Raw genomic sequence first — 18901 nt, 5'->3', positions numbered from 1 at the left:
TAGTACCCCTCTTTCAACCGCTGATCTTATTGATCACTAAATGGACTAAAGCACATTGATCGAGACCATAAAAAACAAAGCAAAAGGCACTCATACAGAGTGCCTTTTGCCTTGCTTCCCTCTATAGCTATTCAATTAACCCTTACTCCACCTTGAATCGCGCAGCCGATTCGGCCAGCTTTTGCGTCAATTGATCGATCGTATCCACCATGTTGGCCAACTGCTGTACTGTTGAAGATTGCTCCATCATGGTTGCTGTTACCTCTTCAACCGAAGCGGATACCTGCTCTCCTGAAGCCGACAAACTATGGGCTGACTCCAGTACGTCATCCTTGTTCTGTAACATCTCCTGCATCTGTCCTGCCATCGTAGCGATCTGTTGATTAATGACCGTTACCTTCTCCAAAATCACATCAAATGCCTGACGAGTCTGCAAGACAAGTTCATCCTGTCTGGATGAGATGGTGTGAATTTCGGCAACACTTTGGTTGTTCTCGGCGACATCGGCCAGATTCTGCTCGATAATGCTGGAGATTTCCTTGGACTGGCGGGAACTCTGCTCTGCCAGGTTGCGGATCTCCTCAGCTACAACTGCAAATCCTCTGCCATGTTCACCTGCCCGTGATGCTTCAATGGAAGCATTCAATGCAAGCAGATTGGTCTGCTTCGCAATCTGGCTGATGGCTTCCGTGATCTGACTAATACTGCCCGAACTGGTTTGAAGTTTGACGGTGATCTCCGAGATTTTCTCCACTTCCCGTTCGTTCACCTCGTTGATACGCATCAGTTCATTCACGACTTCATTCCCGTTGTGGAATACCGTTTCGATCTCATCCGCTCTTGCCTTCACATCCTGTGCACTGCTGTTCATGGCAGCCACTTTATCGCCAAAGCTGTTGAATTTGCCTGCAATCTGCTCGGTATCTTCCGATTGGGCCTCCATGGCTTTTGCAATCCCCATGGACGTCGCCGATGTCTCATCAATGGATCTTGCCGTCTGTCTGGATGTCTCCTCCAACTCCTGAGTGCTGGCTTGAAGGACATGGATTGAATTATTCATATCGGTAATGAGATTCCTGTTCTGCTCCACCATACCATTAAAGCTGTCCGCCAGATCCTTGAATTCACTGTTATATCTGCCATTGGCCTTAACGGTCAGATTTCCTTGAGCAAGCTGTTGGAACAGCCCGATCAGACGAATGATAGGTCTTGTAATACTACGAGAAATCAGCAATCCCACACCAATAGCCAGAACAACTCCGATCAAGGTCACGATAACCATCTGACGTTGGATATCATCTATTGGGCGCTTGATATCGTCATAATCGTCAATGATGACCACAGATAGATCTGCACCAGGAATCTGATTAATACGATAATAGATGTTATCTCGATCCATCGAAGTGATTTTCACTTTGTCAGTGGCTCTGGCCTCGATGATTCCCATCGCTTCCTTGTCCGCTTCCAGCGTTTGTCCCACAATGGAAGGGTCCAGTGAATCATACATGATGATGCCGCTACGGCTCAGCACTTCAACTCTGCCTTCGGCATTGATTTTAATGTCTCCCAGTTGCCCCAGGAAAAAGCTGCTGTCCACCGACATGGCGAACACACCCAGTAAATTCCCCTGTTCATCGGTGATAGGCTCCGAGAATACAATAATGAGCTTCTTGCTAGTCTTAGAGACGACCGCGTCACTGATGAAGGATTTCCCCTGTATGGATTCCTTAAAATATTCCCGATCTCCCCGTGACTGACCAATGACTTCTGGCATGGTCCCCGCCACCATCGTTCCTTCCTTGTCAAATACGAACAGGTCCGGCTTGGAGCCTTCCGTATCGGATATACTGTCAGTGAGAATCGTATTTGCTCTGTTGAAATATGGATTCTCATCTGTGAAAAAGGTATCATTTGGCATTTCGTTCGTATCACGCAACTTTAAGAGTTCTTTAAAAGTACTATGTACGGATATCGCATGACTCAATTGTTGTTGAAGCTGCATAGCTGTCCAAAGCCCTTCCCCAAGGCGGTCAGCCATCACATTCATTTCATCCTTGCTTTTCTTGACCACAACATCAGATGAAATCATATAACTTGTGGTTGTTGCACCCAGCAGAACCAACACAACCAATACACTGATCATGAAAGGCAGCTTGATTTTAAGCGACATATTTTTGAGCTTATGCCCTACACCTTTTCTTTTCCCCATTTCCTTCTCCCCACTTCCCTGAACCATCTGCATCTGAACGATGTACATACATTATCGGAAAAATCCATAGTAAAATTGATCAATTAGGGAGATATTGCCACTGTTTTTCTTTTTTTTGAAATTCTGATAGCAAACATAAAAAAATGGCCTGTCAGATCGACTATCCATCTTGGGAATGGATGTTGCCGTTATCTAACAGACCCTTTTAAATTTGATTATGATTCTATTAAGTTTACTTGCGCAATCTTCGGGAACTCAATGCGTGGTGACCATTCTGCAAGAATGTACTGCGCGTATTCTTCATCTGTTCAATCCGTCGCTCAGCCAAACGATCTGCGGCAACATAGGTTGCGATGCCCTCGGTACGTGAGCTTTCAAATATTTTCTCCAGAGTGGAATAGATCTCTCCGATCTTGCTCCACGCCCGATCCGCGTTATAACCGTTCAACTCATCCGCAATGTTAATTACGCCACCTGCATTGATAACATAGTCAGGCGCATATACGATGCCCATATCATACAGCTGATCCCCATGACGGGTCTCCAACAGCTGATTATTGGCACAGCCCGCTACAACCTTTGCCTTGAGCGTTTTGAGCGTACCGTCATTAATCGTGCCGCCCAGTGCACATGGTGCATAGATATCACATTCCACACTCGTGATGTCTGCGGGATCAACTGCTGTTGCGCCGAAGCGGTCCACAGCCTGTTTCACCGAGTCCTTATGGATATCCGTAACGATCAGATGTGCACCTTCCTCATACAGATATTTGCACAGATGCATCGCCACATTGCCGACACCTTGGACCGCTATCGTTTTACCCTCCAGCAGATCGGTACCAAATGCTTCTTTGGCTGCTGCCTTGATCCCACGATATACACCCCAAGCCGTTGCAGGCGATGGGTTACCGGATGAACCATAACTCGCGGAGATGCCTGTCACATAATCGGTTTCCTGATAGATCAGGTTCATGTCCTCTTCCGTTGTTCCCACATCTTCGGCCGTGATATAACGTCCGTTCAACCCTTGAATATATCGTCCAAACGCCCGAAACATCGCTTCGTTTTTGTCGCGCCGCGGATCTCCGATGATAACGGTTTTGCCACCGCCCAGATTCAGGCCAGATACCGCATTTTTATATGTCATACCACGGGCAAGGCGCAGGGCATCTTCAATGGCTGCTTCTTCTGAAGCGTAAGTCCACATCCGCGTGCCTCCCAGCGCAGGGCCGAGTGTTGTGTCGTGTATGGCGATAATTGCTTTTAACCCTGAATTTCGATCCTGGCACAGAACCAGTTCCTCATAATCGTGATGCTCCATTGCTTCAAACCAACTCATGTGCTAACCGTCTCCTCCAACCATTTTTGCGATCCAGTCGCATTGTTCTCTATCATTGACCATCCTCTATTGTACCCATGAATACCCAGTTTGTGCAAAATCACATCGCAATGTCAGAGAAGCATCGATCGATGTTTCTCATATGGCGGGAGCATAGCGGTCGAATTTCAGATTATAATTTTATCGTCTATCCATAGAAAAACCTCTCTCCCTTACAGGAGAAAGGTACACTTCCCTCAACTGCATCAACTTAATCGCCCCAAGTAGGCCACTTGATCATTCACATTTAAGGGAGCGTTTCGACCACATTGATTGGATGCAAATCGCCATCCACAGCGAATGAAGCCTGTCCTGTCTCCTCGGAGACAACCAACACAACCGCATCCGTCAATTCACTTAAACCCAATGCAGCCCGATGACGAGTGCCTATTTTTCGTTCATGCACTTCCGCTTGCGACAACGGCAGCACATTACCAGCGGATACAATTTGATTGCCACGAATCAACACAGCCCCATCATGCAGAGGTGCACCGGGAATAAATAGCGATTCCAGCAACGCATGCGTCACTCTTGCATCCACAGCCACACCTGAATGAATGATCGACTCCAACGGAATCTCCCGTTCAATCACAATCAACGCCCCATATCTCCGGTCAGATAGATGCTGTACGCTCGATGTTAATTCGGCAAACTTCTCGGTAAAGGGTGACAGATAACAATCCAGATAAAACGAAGAGGCGAGCACCTCGATCTGCTTGATTTCCGCTCGAATCTCTGCAAACTGCCCCAACAGACAGACACTGTCATTGTCAAAACGGGATAACGTCATGTTCATTCGATCCGCCACACGATGCAGATCTGCCTTGAGCCTCTGTCTCATCGAGGAACTGTCACAGTCTGCTTGGTGAGTCATCATTCGCCGCCTCCTCTGGTTGGGTTGGGCTTCACGCCGCATCATTAGTACCCATACCTTCCCCTCCGTAGCAGATATTTATGCAATGGCAGGGTGGTATGAGCTAATCATGTTCGTGAATGTCACTGATATAACAAGCAAAAAAAAGAGCCTGTCCGCAAACTCCACGGTCAGACCCTATTCGCATGTTGAGTTGATGTCTACTTCACTTATTGCGCTTTGCCGTATGAACCTGTCTTAAATGTAGTCGGATCATACCATTTGTACCCTGCCGCAGGTGCAGCCCATGGCTCAAGTTGTGGCTCGGTTGATGCGGCCGGAGCTTCGATAGGAAGCAGGCTTGTTGCCGTATCCAATGTCAGTCCTGGCACTTGTGCCAGACTGGTGTAGCTCTCTTTGACCGCTAGCCATTTCACAGTATTCACAAGGAACGTTGCATCGTCCACTTCTTTGAATCCATCATAGGTCTTCTTGGTAGCACCGGTCTCTTCACGCAAATATTTAGGAGTCGCGTCTTCTACAGGTGAAGAGTCGCCAATAAATGCGGCTTTGCCTGCACCAACCTTTGCAATGGCTGCATAAGCACCCTCAGCTCGTCCACCACCATTGTATACGCCCTGATCCACGGCATTGCCCCACTTGGACACACCACTTGGTACATAGACCAAGCCTTTGGCTTTGTTCGGGTCTATAATTGCAATGGTCGATCCCGCATGCATGGCTACAGAATTAACACCAGCCGTAATGCCAAAGGATTGTGCAGGTGCAACGATATCCGATGCGTTCACATCGCCGAGTGCATTGTAGCGGAAACGAACACCAAAGTTCGTCGCGAGCCAATCTGAACTCGTCACACTCTGCATCGCTGGTGATTCGGCTTCAGCCGAAGACATGCCTTTGGCCGGATTCAGGAAGGCACCGCGGCGATAACCGTTGAATACTTCGGAAGAATCCCAGCGGTTTTTGTTGCGGTCTGCATTATAGTGGTCGGAGATGAAGAAAATACTCCCTCCGTTCTGCACGTACTGCACCAGCGCAGCCTGCTCAGTCGCTTTGAACGGCACGTTGGCTTCGCCGATGACAAAGACGTGGTAATCTTTCAATTTATTATAGGTGATGGCTTGCTCACCGAATGTATACGGGATGCTGCGTTCCAGCTGATCCACGGCAAAGCCTGCGTTTCGCAAACCATTGGCAAAATCCGAAAATGCCCCGTCAATAATCCAGTCGGCAGCACCTGCTGTCTGGGCGTGGGTATTATCGAACAATACTTTCTTGCCGGTACCGTCCGGCAGTGTTGTGCCTGGGTTCGGTTCTGGATCAGGATTGGTTGTTCCGGAGGAAAGTGTGATGGACGTTGGGTTTTTGACTCCTGCATAGCTGTTGTAGGCACCTAAGGTTCCGGTTACGATGATCTTTTTGCCTACAAGACTGGGGTTGGACGCCAATCCATATTGCGAACGGAAAGATGAGGGAATCTGTACATCCAATAATCTGGCGTTGGTCCGCTCTGACGCTGAATCCGCAATCAGAACATTAAAATCATTGGCATACGGAGATGTAAACTTCGCGGTAAGCGACCCGGTAGCATGTCCAACAATGATTCCTTCAACCGTTGCTGTTCCTCCACCGCTCTGGGCAGCGATGGCCTGAGATACCGTAAGTGGTGCTGCAGCTTGTACCGGACTTTGCGAACCCGGCCCCAGCAGTGCGGTTGCCATCATGATAAAGACCAGGAATGCCCCGATCCAGTGCTGCCATAACGCCTTCTTCATATTCCCTTTCTCCTCCTCCAAATTACCTGATAATGGGTTATCCTCCTTTAATTTAATTGTTCATATGCTGAATTCCTCTTTCTTTTTGTAAAGTTTATGAAAAAGTTTAGAAGTTGAGTCTATTGGCCCATACTGATTATCATTAGAATTCCATTTACCGAAGGAGTAAAACGATGATGAAGTTGGTATTTTTAATACTCTTGTTGATTGTTCCGCTGATTATGGCTTATGTTGCTCTTCGTTCCCGGATGGTTAGACGATTGTTTCATATTCTTGCACTACTCTGCTTCTATAGTGCGGCAACCGTTATCGCTGGTGATGTGTATGCGACGAATGCTCACATGACCACATTCACCACCGAGATTCATCATTTCCTGTTGAATGGCTGGTTCCTGTATCCGTCTGCATATCTCGGTGTATACATTCCCTATGTGATGTGGATGAGCCTATTTTCAGAAAAAAGTTGAATTCGATGCGGACTTGGGATTGCATTTTACCAGCGTTCATTGCATAATGAATATATAAACATGATAATGATTATCATTCTTGAACTTGTCTCTTTGTAACTTTCTACTGCATATGATTTTACGATTTTATAGATAAAGGGGAACGAACATCGAATGAATACAACTCTGCAAAAGGCTGATCTGCAGCTTGACGATTATTTGGATCTTCTGAACCTGGCAACCAACCTGGGTGATACGAGATGGCAAAAGGAAATTATCCGTAAGCTGGCTTATACTTATCCCGCAGTTCAATGTAAACAACCACAATAGCATGCCACATACATCATAAATCTACATTATGGCTCATGACCGATTCATTCGTTGAATCTGTTATGGGCTATTTTTGTTGTACAATGTACAGTAAAGTTATTCAAACGTGAAGGAGTGAACAACGATGCAATTGGAGACTGACAGACTGATCATCCGGGAGATTCGGGAGACCGATTGGAAAAGTATACATAGCTACACATCCATGACAGAAGTTACTCAGCATACGGCTTGGGGACCGAATACGGAAGAAGATACACGAGCATACGTGCAGTTTGTGTTGGACACACAGCAGGCACATCCAAGAGAGGGCTTTGAACTTGCAATATGTTTGAAAAGTGATGGAACTCTCCTTGGCGGAGTCGGTATTCACGTGATGGAGAAAACCAATGCAGAGATCGGTTACGTCCTTAATCCCACCTATCAAGGGAAAGGGTATGCGGCCGAAGCAGCCAGTGCTCTACTAGGCTTCGGTTTCAACGAACTCGGAATTCACCGGATTTACGCCAAATGTCGTCCGCACAACACAGCTTCGGAGAATGTCATGAAGAAGATTGGCATGCAGCGTGAAGGTCTGCTGCGGGAGCACTGGTTCTACAAAGGTTCCTTTCATGACTCTGTGATCTATTCGATTCTTGCAAAGGAATATGCAGGTGAACATTTTCAAAGAAACACAAAAAGCTGACTCCCATATATGGGACGCCAGCTTTTCTTTTACTCCGTAACGACCCCAATCGCCAATGGAGGTGAAGCCTCTGAACAAACTAATTTACAGTCGGCACAGCTCTACCGGACAGCTGGGGAATGTAGGACATCCACACATACAACGCAGGGCTGCCAGGTCACGAATCATCAGTTTGCCGTCCATCATATCCAGCGTACCTTGTTCCTTCCATGCCCCCAGCATCCGCGTTACGCTCTCCCGGGTCGCTCCAATCATCTCGGCAAGATCGGTATGGTTCAGCTTCATGTCCAGCACAATACCATCCGGTGTAACCCTGCCATACGAATTGCTGGCACGGATCAGTGTCGAAGCGAGCGCACCCGCCTTGCCATAGAGCAGCAAATCACGGAATCTCGACTGGGTGATCCGCTGCGACAGTGCCATCCATTGCAAGAATTTCAAGGCAAGGTCGCCATGTTTGCTGAGTATACTTTCCAGATCGCTAAGCGAGATAATGGCCAGTTCCCCTTTTTCCGCCATCTCTGCACTGTAGCTATGATTCAATCCGCCGATGCCGCCGAATTCACCGATGAGATCGCCGCTTTGCTGAATGGATAAAATAATTTCCTTGCCATCCTCCGTCGACTTGGTCATTTTCACTCGTCCCGAACGAATGTAGTACAGATATCCGGCTTCATCGCCTTCGAGAAAGAGACTATACCCCGACTTCACCCGTTTGGGCTGCATTTTTGCTTCAATCAGGCCCCATTGCTCAGATGTAACGAACGAAAGGATTCCGCCTGTTTCTCGTGTCATTTTGCCCGCCTCCGTTTGTTTCTGCTCTGCTCTTTGGGTTGTTCTTTCTACAAATACTGTACCCATAACCTTCGTCCCCCTCGGTAATTCCTTATGTATCCATCATACCGCGAAAGTAGCGTGAGGGTTATCGGGGGATTACCTGATCATTAACGAGAAACTCCCTGAGTTTGCTGTGAGAAAAGTCACATTTCACCGATATGCCTCATCCTTCGCATTTCTTCAATCCCTTGGTGCACCTGACTCAGGAGTCCTCCACTGCCCAAGTTCAGTAAATTATAGAACGGAAATAGGGGTTTTCCCTGAATTACAACGTAAGAGAAAGGGTCTACAATAGAACTAACATTGTAATACCCTTACTTTAAGATGATCCTGTTCAAAGGTTAATGATAATAATTACACGTCACGTACGTTATAATTTCGAAAAAGGAAGTGTCCTCTCATGCATGATGAACTGCCATCTGGCATTCAGGAGATGATCGACGGCCTGCGCCTGAACACATCCAGCGACTTCTGTGGACTTGCCTGTCTTAACGGGACGATGCTACGCTGGAAGTATACCTCTGGGGCTAGTAATGAACGGGTGAAACGCATGGAAATGCGCCCCGGACAAGATCTGGTGGGCACAGCCCTTCGGACTGGACGCACAGCTCGATCTGATGCACAATCCACCGGGGAGCATACACCCGGTCGTTGCCCGTTAATGCTTGCTGAGCGGCTGGTATGTGCCATAGCGGTACCTGTGTTCCAGGAAGGAAGCGTGCCTGGCGCCGTGCTGCTCGTTGGCAGCAGACTGCCTTGCACCTTCTCATCGGACATGATCCGGCAGACGGAGCAAGTCGCTCTACATCTTCAGCCGAAGGTGTTTGGATAACAACATCTGTCTTTAATATGGAAGAAGTCTTGTTATTTCCTTCGGGGAGTATCAAGGCTTTTTTTATTATAGTTATTTACAGCGGAGCAAGCCTTAGTCTGTTCACCTGTCTTCGCTCATCTGTATACATCGACGTCACTCACATAGATTGATATAATCGAGTCCATACATTCATATATTCATAGATAGTATATACAGCTGAGGAGGCTACAGATATGTTTGTACTGACAACTGCCAGTGTTATTCCATGGGAATCCACACAGCACAACAGTACCATTTCCATAAAAACGCCTTCATTGGTTACCTGCACAGCGACGGTGGACTATAGATATGGTAATGAGCACGGTGTTTTACATAAAGGACAGTTACTTTTTCTACATCCCCAATGCTCCCTGGAGCTGATACATATCCCACCTTCTGCCTTCACCCTGTATCATATCGGTTTTCAGGATTATGCATTAACGGAAGAGAGTCCTGACAAACGTGTTTATGAGCTAACAACAGTGAACTTGCCCTCACATGGTTCGAAGACCGGAGCAAGTCCACAGGTTCTGCGAATGCTGGCAATCATCCAGGATCTTTCCGAAAAAAGGACAGGAAGTGTCCAGACAGAAGAAGCCAGGTCGCATTATCTGCTGAGTGAATTGCTTGAATTATTCAAGCTGGCGATTAAACCTTCTACAGAAATGGTAGACAGTATAATTCGTGAAGCACTTCGCTACATGAATCATCACTATGACAGTCATCTCACCCGTGAAGAACTCGCCAGATTAACCGGGTTTAATGCGAGCTACTTCTCCAGGTTCTTTCAAAAACAGGTTGGACGAAGCTTTCAAGCTCACTTGACCCGAGTTCGTATGGACAAGACAAAGCAATACCTGTTGTCCACGCATGCCACCTTAAATGAAATTGCGCTGCTTGTGGGATACTCCGACGGTTTATACTTAAGTCGTAAATTTAAGCAGTTTACTGGGATTAGTCCAAGTGAATACCGACTACAGCCCCGCGCAAGACGAATTGCTACCGTACAGTACACAGGAGATCTGTTAGCCTTAGGCGTTCAACCCATTGCCGCCTCATTCCTACCCTGGGCTATGTCACCGCTAATCCAAGACGAGTTGCATGATGTACTGGATTTGGATCAATATGGTGTGGAAGAAATCCTCCGAACTGAACCACCTGATCTGATCATCGCGCCAGATTATCTATACTATTTGCCCCATAAGCTCGAACAACTGGAACAGATTGCTCCAGTTATGGTCCTGCCATGGGACAAGTTAAATCGATTGGAGACCGTTCAACTTATCGGACGAATCATAGGTCGAGAGCAGGCTGCCGAAGACTGGATAGAGCATTACACCGCGCTGGTCAGCAGTGAAGCTGAACGACTTGGGGCTGCAATCCAGCCTGATGAAACCGTTGGGTTATATGAACTCTGGGAAGATGGAACGATCTGTATCTGGAATGTAACCGCCAGAGCGGCATACAACGTCTATTATGGACTCAATCTTACACCTCCTCCCAGTATTCTGCGTGACGTTCTGGAACCTAATAATCATCAGTTCATTCAGGAAGATCAATTGACGGAATATGCAGCAAACCATATGTTTCTCGTGCTCTCCTCACATGAAGGCGGTCTCTATCATGATGCACAAGTCAAACTCATGGAACGACCACACTGGAACAAGGTTATGAATAACGGAAAGAGCCGGATATATCCTCTCAAGCTGGAACAATTCTGGTGTAATGATGCGCTGGCTCTGGAAAAGCAACTTCAGCTTATGGTAGATATCCTGATTCGGGAGAATGGCGAAAAGAACAGGTAACCATTGTCCATGCTCAAGAGGTCACATTTTGAGATGGACGATACTTGTATCCAAAAGCTACGATATTAAGGAGGTTTTATTGAGAAAGATAATCATTATTGATTGGGGAGAAGCAGAATGACAGGGGTTAAATCAAAATGGTGGACTGGGCTTATGTTCCTGGTACTGGTGATTGGAATTATTGGCTGCTCAAGCCAAGTGGAAGAAACCACAAAAAATAAACCTTCCTCACCTGTTGCTACAGAAGAACAACCGGCAGACAGCGCCGCAAAAACGCAGGTCATACCCACCGTTAATGGAGACGTTGAAATACCCGCGAACCCACAGCGGATTGTGACACAGGGCTACCTCGCTGATTTTCTCGCACTTGGTATCAAACCAGTAGGCGCACCTGATTATGAGCTGGAAAGCCCTTATGTGCTTGATCTGGTTGAAGGCGTAGCAGACATTGGTCGTATCGACGGCGGTTCAGTCGAAAAAATTCTTTCGCTTGAGCCCGACCTGATCGTCACTGTAGGTGGAGATGAGAAGCTGAATGAGCAATATCGCAAAATCGCACCAACCCTCATCATCCCTTATGGTACATACGACAATGTGCATGAGGAAATCACTGCTTTTGGAGAAATCTTAAACAAACAAAAGGAAGCCGCAGACTGGTTGTCCCAATTCGAAGTAAAAGTGAAGTCAGCCAAGGACTCCATTCAAGGGTTGGTTCAGGAAGGTACGACTTTCTCCAACTTCAGTCTTTTTGGTAAGGATTGGTATATCAACGGAGATGGTGTCAACCGCGGTGGGCAAGCCATCTACCAACAGCTCGGACTGAAAGCACCAGACATTGTACAAAAGGAACTGATTGATCAGGATAAAGATACTGTAACTGTATCCGAGGAGAAACTGGCGGATTATGCCGGTGATTATATTTTCCTGGATTTATCCAATGGTGGTTCGCTGGATGAAACATCACCCGTCTGGTCATCGTTGGACGCCGTGAAGAACAATCGAGTGTTCAAGCTGGATGGGGAACGGTTCTGGCCATATGATCCTCTTGCCGTGGAGGCACAGGTCCAGGAAATTGCCAATATGATTCAGGAACGTTTCGGCCAAACAGAACATTAAGGTTTAATGTTTCTATCCCACACGTTGAGTAAGAGAAGCTATTCGGAGATTAAAGCTCTGAATGGCTTCTTTTTTTGTTATGATATAGATAGAACTAAGGAAGCGGACAGGGGGAAATCATGTGATTCAACTATTAGTTGTAGACGACCATGTTGTCGTGCGTTCCGGGCTGATCGCCTTACTTGAAGGAAAGAATGATATACATATCGTTGGAGATGCCGCAGATGGCGATGAAGCCATTGCCAAGGCTCAAGAGTTGAAACCAGATGTGGTCCTTATGGATTTCAGCATGCCACCAGGCAAAGACGGTCTGACTGCTACCGCTGAATTAAAGAAATTGATGCCAGATGTCTCCATTTTGATACTAACCATGCATGACGATGAAGAATATCTGTTCCGCGCCATCCATGCGGGAGCATCCGGGTATATCCTCAAAAGTGCGCCGCATGAAGAATTACTTGCTGCAATTCGTTCCGTAGCAGAGGGTAGCGCCTATCTGTACCCAAGTGCGACCAAGCGGCTGATGAGTGAATACCTGGACAAAGCCAAACAGGAAAACGCCGGACCGTATGACACGTTATCCGAGCGGGAGAAAGAGATTTTGTCTTGGATTGCCAAGGGTTACGCCAACAAGGAAATCGCCGAACATCTGATCATCAGTGTCAAAACGGTCGAATCCCACAAAAGCAATCTGATGGAGAAACTTGGCCTGCGTACACGACCGGAACTGGTGAAGTTTGCCATGAAAAAGGGGTTGCTGAACTTTGAGTAGTGCACGCAAGAACAGATTAAGTGGACTCGCAGACCAGCCCGTACGCCTCCTGCTGAACGAAATCGATAATCACATTACGGATAATGAATTTCGCAGCAGGTTGAAGGGTTCCCTGCATCAACTGAGTGATCTGAAATTTGCCTTGGATGAATCCTCCATTGTAGCCCTGACAGACCGCAAGGGTAAAATCCAGTATGTGAATGATAAATTCTGTGAAATCTCGCAGTATGAGCGCGAGGAACTGATCGGTAAGGATCATCGAATCATTAATTCCGGATACCATGGCAAAAGCTTTATGAAAAACCTGTGGGACACGATATCCTCAGGTAAGGTATGGAACGGGGAAATTCTCAATCGTGCGAGAGATGGCAGTCATTATTGGGTCAACACCACCATCGTGCCTTTCCTTGATAACGACGGGGAGCCCTATCAATACCTGGCTGTACGCAGCGAGGTCACCAAGCTGAAATCCGTCGAAGCAGAATTGCAAAAGATGATGTCCCAAGTGATGAACATTCAGGAAGAGGAACGACGCCGGATCTCGCGTGAACTGCATGACGGGATTGGACAGAGTCTCTTCTCTCTGGTGATTCAGATGGATCGCCTGCTGGCAGACCAGCCTCACCCCGGGGTTGAAGCACTTCGTAAACAGGTCACGGGTATCATGGAAGATGTACGCGGTATGGCATGGGAGCTGAGACCATCCGTTCTGGATGACCTGGGTGTTGTTCCGGCGATTCGTACGTATATCGAGAATTACACCCGTCACTACGGGATCGAAGTTGATCTGGAATGTAATTTGCGCAAACGACTGGAGATGAACCGGGAGATAGCTATCTACCGGATTATTCAGGAAGCCTTAACCAATGTCGCGAAGTATGCCGATGTTGCCGAGGCACGTGTTACTATAGAAGACGCTGAGAACATGACGATGGTTATTATTGAAGACCAAGGTGCTGGATTCAGCGAAGCAACCGCAGGCAATGGCGTTGGATTGTTCAGTATGGAAGAGCGTGCCCGTGGTGCAGGAGGAACGTTAAGAGTGTCTTCCGAGCCTGGCGAAGGGACCACCGTTACCCTTTTACTGCCCAAGACAGTACAGGGATAACCAGACATGCTTCGTATCACACTTTGCGCTTTACTCCAGCTTATCTATTATTTAACGGCTGCTCGCTATTGGACTGTGCGAGTGGTCTTTTTATTTTCCGATTGGTCGAAATGACAAAATGAAGGCTCAAAATCGGTTAAATTCAATAATCATGATAAATAGATTGACTCCAGTTACGATTCGTCATTAAACTATGAATGCCACATACACATTGTATGATTAGTAAAATTTCATTGTTCATTTCATATAGCGAGAGAAAAGGATGGTCAACATGTCAGAGAAACGCTCCTCCAAAGGAGGAGAAATTCCACAAATGTACAATCTGGACGAGATGGATCGCAAAATCATCGCCGCGCTTCACCACAACAGCCGAATATCCTATACGGATCTGGGTACACAGATCGGGTTGTCACGTGTAGCTGTTCAGGCCCGCATTAATGCGTTATCCGAAAAAGGAATCATCGAACGCTTCACCGTTGTAATCAACCCTGGCAAAGTTGGGCTTCAGGTCTCGGCCTTTTTTAATGTCGATGTTGAACCGCCCTTCCTGGATGAAGTCGCTGAGAAACTGGATGAAGAGCCAGCCGTCACCAGCCTTTATCATATGACAGGCCCGAGTACACTGCACATGCACGGCATTTTTGCGGATATGGAAGAGATGGAGCAGTTTTTGCTGGAGAAGCTCTATAAGATGCCGGGTATCGTCAAAGTGGAATCACAGCTATTGTTGAAACGTTATAAAAGCCGGATGGGCATGAGACTCTAGGAGGAAATCAGCATGGGTTGGAAAGATTACAACGGTCTCGTCATCGGAATGGTACGAACCGGAATTCTCGGATATGGCGGCGGCCCTTCGGTGATCCCATTAATCCGTTACGAAGCCGTTACGCGTTACAAATGGGTCAGTGATGAGGAGTTCGGCGAGATTTTGGCTATCGCCAACGCCTTGCCGGGTCCCATCGCGACCAAAATGGCCGCATATCTCGGTTATAAAACCAAAGGTGTGCTGGGCGCGATCGTGTCTGTACTCGCTCATATTTTGCCGACAAGTATTGCCATTATTGCTCTGCTCGGTTCCATGTACGCGCTACGCGAGTCGAAAGTGGTAGCAGGCATGGTAGCCGCCGTAAGGCCGGTCATTTTTGTCATGCTGGGCATGATGGCTTATGAATTTGCCATGAAAGCCTGGAAGGGACTTGGTAAAGTTTTTGCCGCCCTATTCGGCGTAATTGCCTTTGTACTATTGCAGCTGTTGGATATCCATCCGGGGATTGTGATCGCGGTTTTCCTGGGATATGGTGTCTTCCATCTGGATCTGGTTCAGCGCTTCAAGTCCAAAGGCGAGTCCGATAAGGGGGTGTCCTAAGGATGCTCCAAACCTGGTGGGAATTATTTTGGGGATTTTTCGTAGCAAACATCTTGGGATATGGGGGCGGTCCGGCTTCCATTCCGCTTATGCAGGAAGAGATTGTGAACCACTACCAATGGATGACCACCGAGCAATTCGGTGATGTACTGGCGATTGGTAACGCCCTTCCCGGCCCGATTGCAACCAAAATTGCTGCATTTGTCGGGTACCACGTAGCAGGCTGGTTTGGGGCATTTATCGCAAGTTTTGCCACAATCGTGCCTTCCGCAACCGCACTAATTATATTACTTCGTCTGTTGAACAAACATCGCACGTCACCAAAAGTCAAAGGCATGACACTGCTTGTGCAGCCTGTTATCGCCGTACTCATGATTCTGCTCACATGGGAATTTGGACAGCTGTCCACTAATTCCATCGGCATCTGGCAGACGTTGATCATTGCAGGCATCTCGCTCTGGGTCATGACCAAAACCAAGCTGCATCCGGCCATTCTGATTGTGATCGCTTTTGCCTATGGTGCGCTGGTACTGTCTCACACGATGTAGTAGTAGAACATACGGGGAACGTCACAGAATCACTTGGTTATACATCTGTAATAGGATGGTGTATGCGAGGGTTCTGGACGTTGGCGAATGGCTAGATTATTTTCATTTTCTAAGGAACTCAGGACGTCTTTTTTGGTCTTTAGGTCCTCTTTATAAATTGTAAGGAATCTCAGACACGTTATTCACCAAAAATACCTGACAAAAGTGCTATAACAGACTGTACTTTCCGATATAACGTGTCTCAGATTCCTTAGATTTCTGCAAATGCTCCAGACCCCTGAATAAGACGTTTCAGATTCGTTAGCGCTTGAAGACATGCCTAGTTTATAGACCAAAAAACGGTGATACCAGCTATTGGCTGGCATCACCGTTTTATTTGTGCGTTTCACGCTCACATTTGGAAAAGCAATTACTTCGCTTCAACCACTACCGTCACTTTGGTTTTCACACCTGCAAATGTTACTGTAATTGTTGCTTTGCCTTTGCCGTTCGCCTGAATAATTCCATCTTTCACCGATGCTGTTGCAATACGGGAAGATTTCCAGAGAGCCGGTTTGGATACATTCGCTTCACTGCCATCAGCATACGTTGCAGTAGCCGCCACAGTTACCTTTTCACCAGGTTTCATGGTCAACGTTACTTTATCCGTCTGCAAATATTTCAGTGTATCCACATCTAGAGCAATCGTTACAGACTTGCTGCCGTATTTTGCTGTGATTTTGGCTTTACCTGAACCTGTAGCTTTGACTTTACCTTTGGTCACTTGAGCTACTTTGTAGCTGTTCGTTTTCCATTCAGCTTTGTCCGTAACATCACGCTCGCTACCGTCGCTCAAGAAGGCAGTTACCGTCAGATCAGCTGTATCGCCTGATTTCAGGGAAAGAACCGGCTCGGAAGCTTCAATACGTGTGATGACATCCACTTCAACTTGGATCGTCACTTTTTTGGAGCCGTATTCTGCTGTGATGTTGGCTTTACCACTGCTGTTACCTGTGATCACGCCTTTTTTCACATCTGCTACACGTGCATTGCTGGATTTCCAGGTTGCTTCGGATGTAACATCCAACGTGTTGCCGTCCTCATCCGTACCTGTTAGAAGGATCGTCTGAGTTTCTTTGGCAGACAGAACAACGAAGTTCACATCTGCTTCCAGTCCACTAGCCATACCTACTTCAACAGGCAGAGTCAGTGTTTTGCCTTCAATCTTCGCGGTAATGGTTACTTTACCTGTAGCAACACCTGTGATAACCCCTTTGCTATCTACCTCAGCGATTTTGTCGCTGCTGCTGCTCCAAGTTGCATCTTCAGATACATCTTTGGATGTTTCACCATACAACGCCAGTACTTTGGCAGAAGTCGTTCCACCAACGGCTACCGATGCTTTTTTCTTGTCCATCTCATACTTGTCTGCTACGTCTACATTCACTGTGAATTTAACCGTTTTACCGCCATAAGCTACAGTGATCGTAGCCGTACCGGATTTGTATGCAATCAGATCGCCGTTTGATACATATACGACATCTGGATTGCTTGAAGTCCATGTTGCTTTGGAAGTTACATTTTCTGTACTGGCATCAATATATTCGGCATTGGCTACCAATGTCTTAGACTTGTTATCACCGGTAACACTCATGGCGAGCTTGTCATTTACATCTTTGATATCCAGATATCTTGCCGTATCTACATCTACAGCAATTTCTACAGTTTTTCCACTATAGGTTGCTTTGATCGTTGTTGAACCTGCGCTAATGGCTGTAATCTGCCCCTTGAATACCGTTGCAACTTTCTCGTTGCTGGATGTCCATGTCGCCTGATCCGTTACATTCACATCGCTGCTGGTTGGATAAGAAGCCGTTAATACGATATTGGCTGTATTCTTGTCCCCATCCAAACGGAAGAAAATACTTTGTTTCTCCACACTCAGCTTGCTGGTCAGATCCACATCCACGTCAACGGATACAGATTTCGTACCGTATTTGGCTGTGATCTTGGCAGAACCTGCCGAGTATCCTGTAATTTCGCCTTTGAGAACGTCTGCGACCTTCTCATTGCTGGATGTCCACTCCGCCAGATCGGTTACATCTTTGGTTGTACCATCTGGATACGTAGCCGTCACTTTCACACTTTCACTTTTGTTCAACAGCAAGTTAACTTGCTGTTTATCTACATCTACACGTTTAACCACTTCAACGTTAACATCCACCGTCACGCTTTGGCTGCCAACTTTGGCTGTGATCACAGCTGTACCCGCGCTTTGTCCAGTTACTTTACCATTCACCACGGTAGCAACCTTCTCATCACTGGTAGACCATTCTGCAGTACTTGCTGCTTCATTATTTGTTTCATTGTCACTATACGTTGCTGTCAAAATAACTTCTTTTGTATCTCCCGTGCGCAAATCCAGACTTTGCACGTTTTTCGAAAGAGCTTTGACCTTCTTCGTTACTTTCACTTGAACAGTCTGACTCTGACCCTGGTAAGTTGCCGTAATCGTCGCTTTACCTTCTTTTTTGGCCGTGATTGCACCATTATATACAGTTGCTATCGAAGTATCTTCGCTACTCCAGGTTGTACTAATCGTTACATTAGCCGAGGTATTGTCTGAATATACCCCTGTCACCGTAACAGACCCAGAATCACCAACTTCGAGCGACATCTCATTCTTGGAAACCACAATTTTGGACAGTTCTTTATCTGCCGCAGCGGCCAAGCCTACGTTGGAAATACTCAGCATCAACACCAGCATCATCACCATGTACTTGGTCAATCTTGGCTTTAACATCATTTCCCCCCGATTATCAT

17 protein-coding genes are annotated in these 18901 nt (G+C 46.9%); 11 read left to right on the top strand and 6 right to left on the bottom strand.

Annotated features, from left to right (window positions below):
• Positions 1 to 142: 142 nt before the first annotated feature.
• The 4 genes from MHH25_RS02025 to MHH25_RS02010 all read right to left on the bottom strand — a co-directional run bounded on the left by MHH25_RS02025 (position 143) and on the right by MHH25_RS02010 (position 6185).
• Entirely contained in the window at positions 143 to 2209 is a 2067-nt protein-coding gene (locus MHH25_RS02025; protein WP_036616815.1) for a methyl-accepting chemotaxis protein, read from the bottom strand.
• 232 nt (positions 2210 to 2441) lie between these two features.
• Positions 2442 to 3548 (bottom strand): Glu/Leu/Phe/Val dehydrogenase, encoded by a 1107-nt coding sequence (locus tag MHH25_RS02020; protein WP_340018981.1) that lies wholly within the window; start codon positions 3546 to 3548, stop codon positions 2442 to 2444.
• 286 nt (positions 3549 to 3834) lie between these two features.
• A complete protein-coding gene (cdaS, locus tag MHH25_RS02015) occupies positions 3835 to 4464 on the bottom strand; it encodes a sporulation-specific diadenylate cyclase CdaS (RefSeq protein WP_076319579.1) in 630 nt (209 codons plus the stop codon).
• Positions 4465 to 4670: 206 nt separating this feature from the next.
• Positions 4671 to 6185, bottom strand: coding sequence for a DUF6359 domain-containing protein (locus MHH25_RS02010; protein ID WP_256721330.1), 1515 nt, complete (start codon positions 6183 to 6185; stop codon positions 4671 to 4673).
• Positions 6186 to 6409: 224 nt separating this feature from the next.
• Here MHH25_RS02010 and MHH25_RS02005 point away from each other — a divergent pair, with 224 nt between their 5' ends.
• The 3 genes from MHH25_RS02005 to MHH25_RS01995 all read left to right on the top strand — a co-directional run bounded on the left by MHH25_RS02005 (position 6410) and on the right by MHH25_RS01995 (position 7694).
• On the top strand, positions 6410 to 6703 hold the full coding sequence (locus MHH25_RS02005) for a hypothetical protein (RefSeq protein ID WP_036616564.1): 294 nt from the start codon (positions 6410 to 6412) through the stop codon (positions 6701 to 6703).
• 153 nt (positions 6704 to 6856) lie between these two features.
• Positions 6857 to 7012, top strand: a complete 156-nt coding sequence (locus MHH25_RS02000; RefSeq protein ID WP_017691064.1) for a hypothetical protein — start codon at positions 6857 to 6859, stop codon at positions 7010 to 7012.
• Positions 7013 to 7136: 124 nt separating this feature from the next.
• On the top strand, positions 7137 to 7694 hold the full coding sequence (locus tag MHH25_RS01995; RefSeq protein ID WP_076319581.1) for a GNAT family protein: 558 nt from the start codon (positions 7137 to 7139) through the stop codon (positions 7692 to 7694).
• Positions 7695 to 7778: 84 nt separating this feature from the next.
• Here MHH25_RS01995 and MHH25_RS01990 read toward each other — a convergent pair whose 3' ends face one another.
• Positions 7779 to 8555: a Crp/Fnr family transcriptional regulator gene (locus MHH25_RS01990; protein ID WP_235193905.1), complete on the bottom strand. Its 777-nt coding sequence runs from the start codon at positions 8553 to 8555 to the stop codon at positions 7779 to 7781.
• Positions 8556 to 8931: 376 nt separating this feature from the next.
• Between MHH25_RS01990 and MHH25_RS01985 the strand changes: the two genes are divergently transcribed.
• From MHH25_RS01985 to MHH25_RS01950, 8 genes are all read left to right on the top strand, one after another.
• The gene (locus MHH25_RS01985; protein WP_076319582.1) at positions 8932 to 9363 is read left to right on the top strand and encodes a GAF domain-containing protein; all 432 of its coding nucleotides are present in this window, start codon (positions 8932 to 8934) and stop codon (positions 9361 to 9363) included.
• Positions 9364 to 9578: 215 nt separating this feature from the next.
• A complete protein-coding gene (locus tag MHH25_RS01980; RefSeq protein WP_076319583.1) occupies positions 9579 to 11189 on the top strand; it encodes an AraC family transcriptional regulator in 1611 nt (536 codons plus the stop codon).
• A gap of 117 nt (positions 11190 to 11306) precedes the next feature.
• Complete coding sequence (locus tag MHH25_RS01975; protein ID WP_076319584.1) at positions 11307 to 12305, top strand: ABC transporter substrate-binding protein; 999 nt, start codon at positions 11307 to 11309, stop codon at positions 12303 to 12305.
• Between the two features lie 121 nt (positions 12306 to 12426).
• Positions 12427 to 13077, top strand: a complete 651-nt coding sequence (locus MHH25_RS01970; protein WP_017691068.1) for a response regulator transcription factor — start codon at positions 12427 to 12429, stop codon at positions 13075 to 13077.
• The gene (locus tag MHH25_RS01965; protein WP_076319585.1) at positions 13070 to 14185 is read left to right on the top strand and encodes a PAS domain-containing protein; all 1116 of its coding nucleotides are present in this window, start codon (positions 13070 to 13072) and stop codon (positions 14183 to 14185) included. The genes MHH25_RS01970 and MHH25_RS01965 overlap by 8 nt, the downstream gene beginning before the upstream one ends.
• A gap of 271 nt (positions 14186 to 14456) precedes the next feature.
• A complete protein-coding gene (locus tag MHH25_RS01960) occupies positions 14457 to 14951 on the top strand; it encodes an Lrp/AsnC family transcriptional regulator (protein WP_036616550.1) in 495 nt (164 codons plus the stop codon).
• Between the two features lie 12 nt (positions 14952 to 14963).
• Complete coding sequence (locus MHH25_RS01955) at positions 14964 to 15551, top strand: chromate transporter (RefSeq protein WP_017691071.1); 588 nt, start codon at positions 14964 to 14966, stop codon at positions 15549 to 15551.
• A gap of 2 nt (positions 15552 to 15553) precedes the next feature.
• Positions 15554 to 16099: a chromate transporter gene (locus MHH25_RS01950; RefSeq protein WP_076329890.1), complete on the top strand. Its 546-nt coding sequence runs from the start codon at positions 15554 to 15556 to the stop codon at positions 16097 to 16099.
• Positions 16100 to 16508: 409 nt separating this feature from the next.
• On the opposite strand, the gene MHH25_RS01945 is transcribed toward MHH25_RS01950, so the two are convergent.
• Positions 16509 to 18884 (bottom strand): Ig-like domain-containing protein, encoded by a 2376-nt coding sequence (locus tag MHH25_RS01945; RefSeq protein WP_339285148.1) that lies wholly within the window; start codon positions 18882 to 18884, stop codon positions 16509 to 16511.
• Between the last annotated feature and the right edge of the window lie 17 nt (positions 18885 to 18901).

Origin of the sequence: Paenibacillus sp. FSL H3-0457 (assembly GCF_037981725.1) — a bacterium.
In the GTDB taxonomy this organism is placed as follows: Bacteria; Bacillota; Bacilli; order Paenibacillales; family Paenibacillaceae; genus Paenibacillus; species Paenibacillus amylolyticus.
The sequence above is the reverse complement of the archived record's forward strand: the minus strand, read 5'-3'. Positions and strand labels throughout refer to the sequence as shown.

Bases quoted from the DNA above. Each gene is read 5' to 3' on its own strand.
- MHH25_RS02025 (WP_036616815.1), bottom strand. From the start codon at position 2,209: ATGGGGAAAAGAAAAGGTGTAGGGCATAAGCTCAAAAATATGTCGCTT.
- MHH25_RS02020 (WP_340018981.1), bottom strand. From the start codon at position 3,548: ATGAGTTGGTTTGAAGCAATGGAGCATCACGATTATGAGGAACTGGTT.
- cdaS (WP_076319579.1), bottom strand. From the start codon at position 4,464: ATGATGACTCACCAAGCAGACTGTGACAGTTCCTCGATGAGACAGAGG.
- MHH25_RS02010 (WP_256721330.1), bottom strand. From the start codon at position 6,185: ATGATGGCAACCGCACTGCTGGGGCCGGGTTCGCAAAGTCCGGTACAA.
- MHH25_RS02005 (WP_036616564.1), top strand. From the start codon at position 6,410: ATGATGAAGTTGGTATTTTTAATACTCTTGTTGATTGTTCCGCTGATT.
- MHH25_RS02000 (WP_017691064.1), top strand. From the start codon at position 6,857: ATGAATACAACTCTGCAAAAGGCTGATCTGCAGCTTGACGATTATTTG.
- MHH25_RS01995 (WP_076319581.1), top strand. From the start codon at position 7,137: ATGCAATTGGAGACTGACAGACTGATCATCCGGGAGATTCGGGAGACC.
- MHH25_RS01990 (WP_235193905.1), bottom strand. From the start codon at position 8,555: ATGGGTACAGTATTTGTAGAAAGAACAACCCAAAGAGCAGAGCAGAAA.
- MHH25_RS01985 (WP_076319582.1), top strand. From the start codon at position 8,932: ATGCATGATGAACTGCCATCTGGCATTCAGGAGATGATCGACGGCCTG.
- MHH25_RS01980 (WP_076319583.1), top strand. From the start codon at position 9,579: ATGTTTGTACTGACAACTGCCAGTGTTATTCCATGGGAATCCACACAG.
- MHH25_RS01975 (WP_076319584.1), top strand. From the start codon at position 11,307: ATGACAGGGGTTAAATCAAAATGGTGGACTGGGCTTATGTTCCTGGTA.
- MHH25_RS01960 (WP_036616550.1), top strand. From the start codon at position 14,457: ATGTCAGAGAAACGCTCCTCCAAAGGAGGAGAAATTCCACAAATGTAC.
- MHH25_RS01955 (WP_017691071.1), top strand. From the start codon at position 14,964: ATGGGTTGGAAAGATTACAACGGTCTCGTCATCGGAATGGTACGAACC.
- MHH25_RS01950 (WP_076329890.1), top strand. From the start codon at position 15,554: ATGCTCCAAACCTGGTGGGAATTATTTTGGGGATTTTTCGTAGCAAAC.
- MHH25_RS01945 (WP_339285148.1), bottom strand. From the start codon at position 18,884: ATGATGTTAAAGCCAAGATTGACCAAGTACATGGTGATGATGCTGGTG.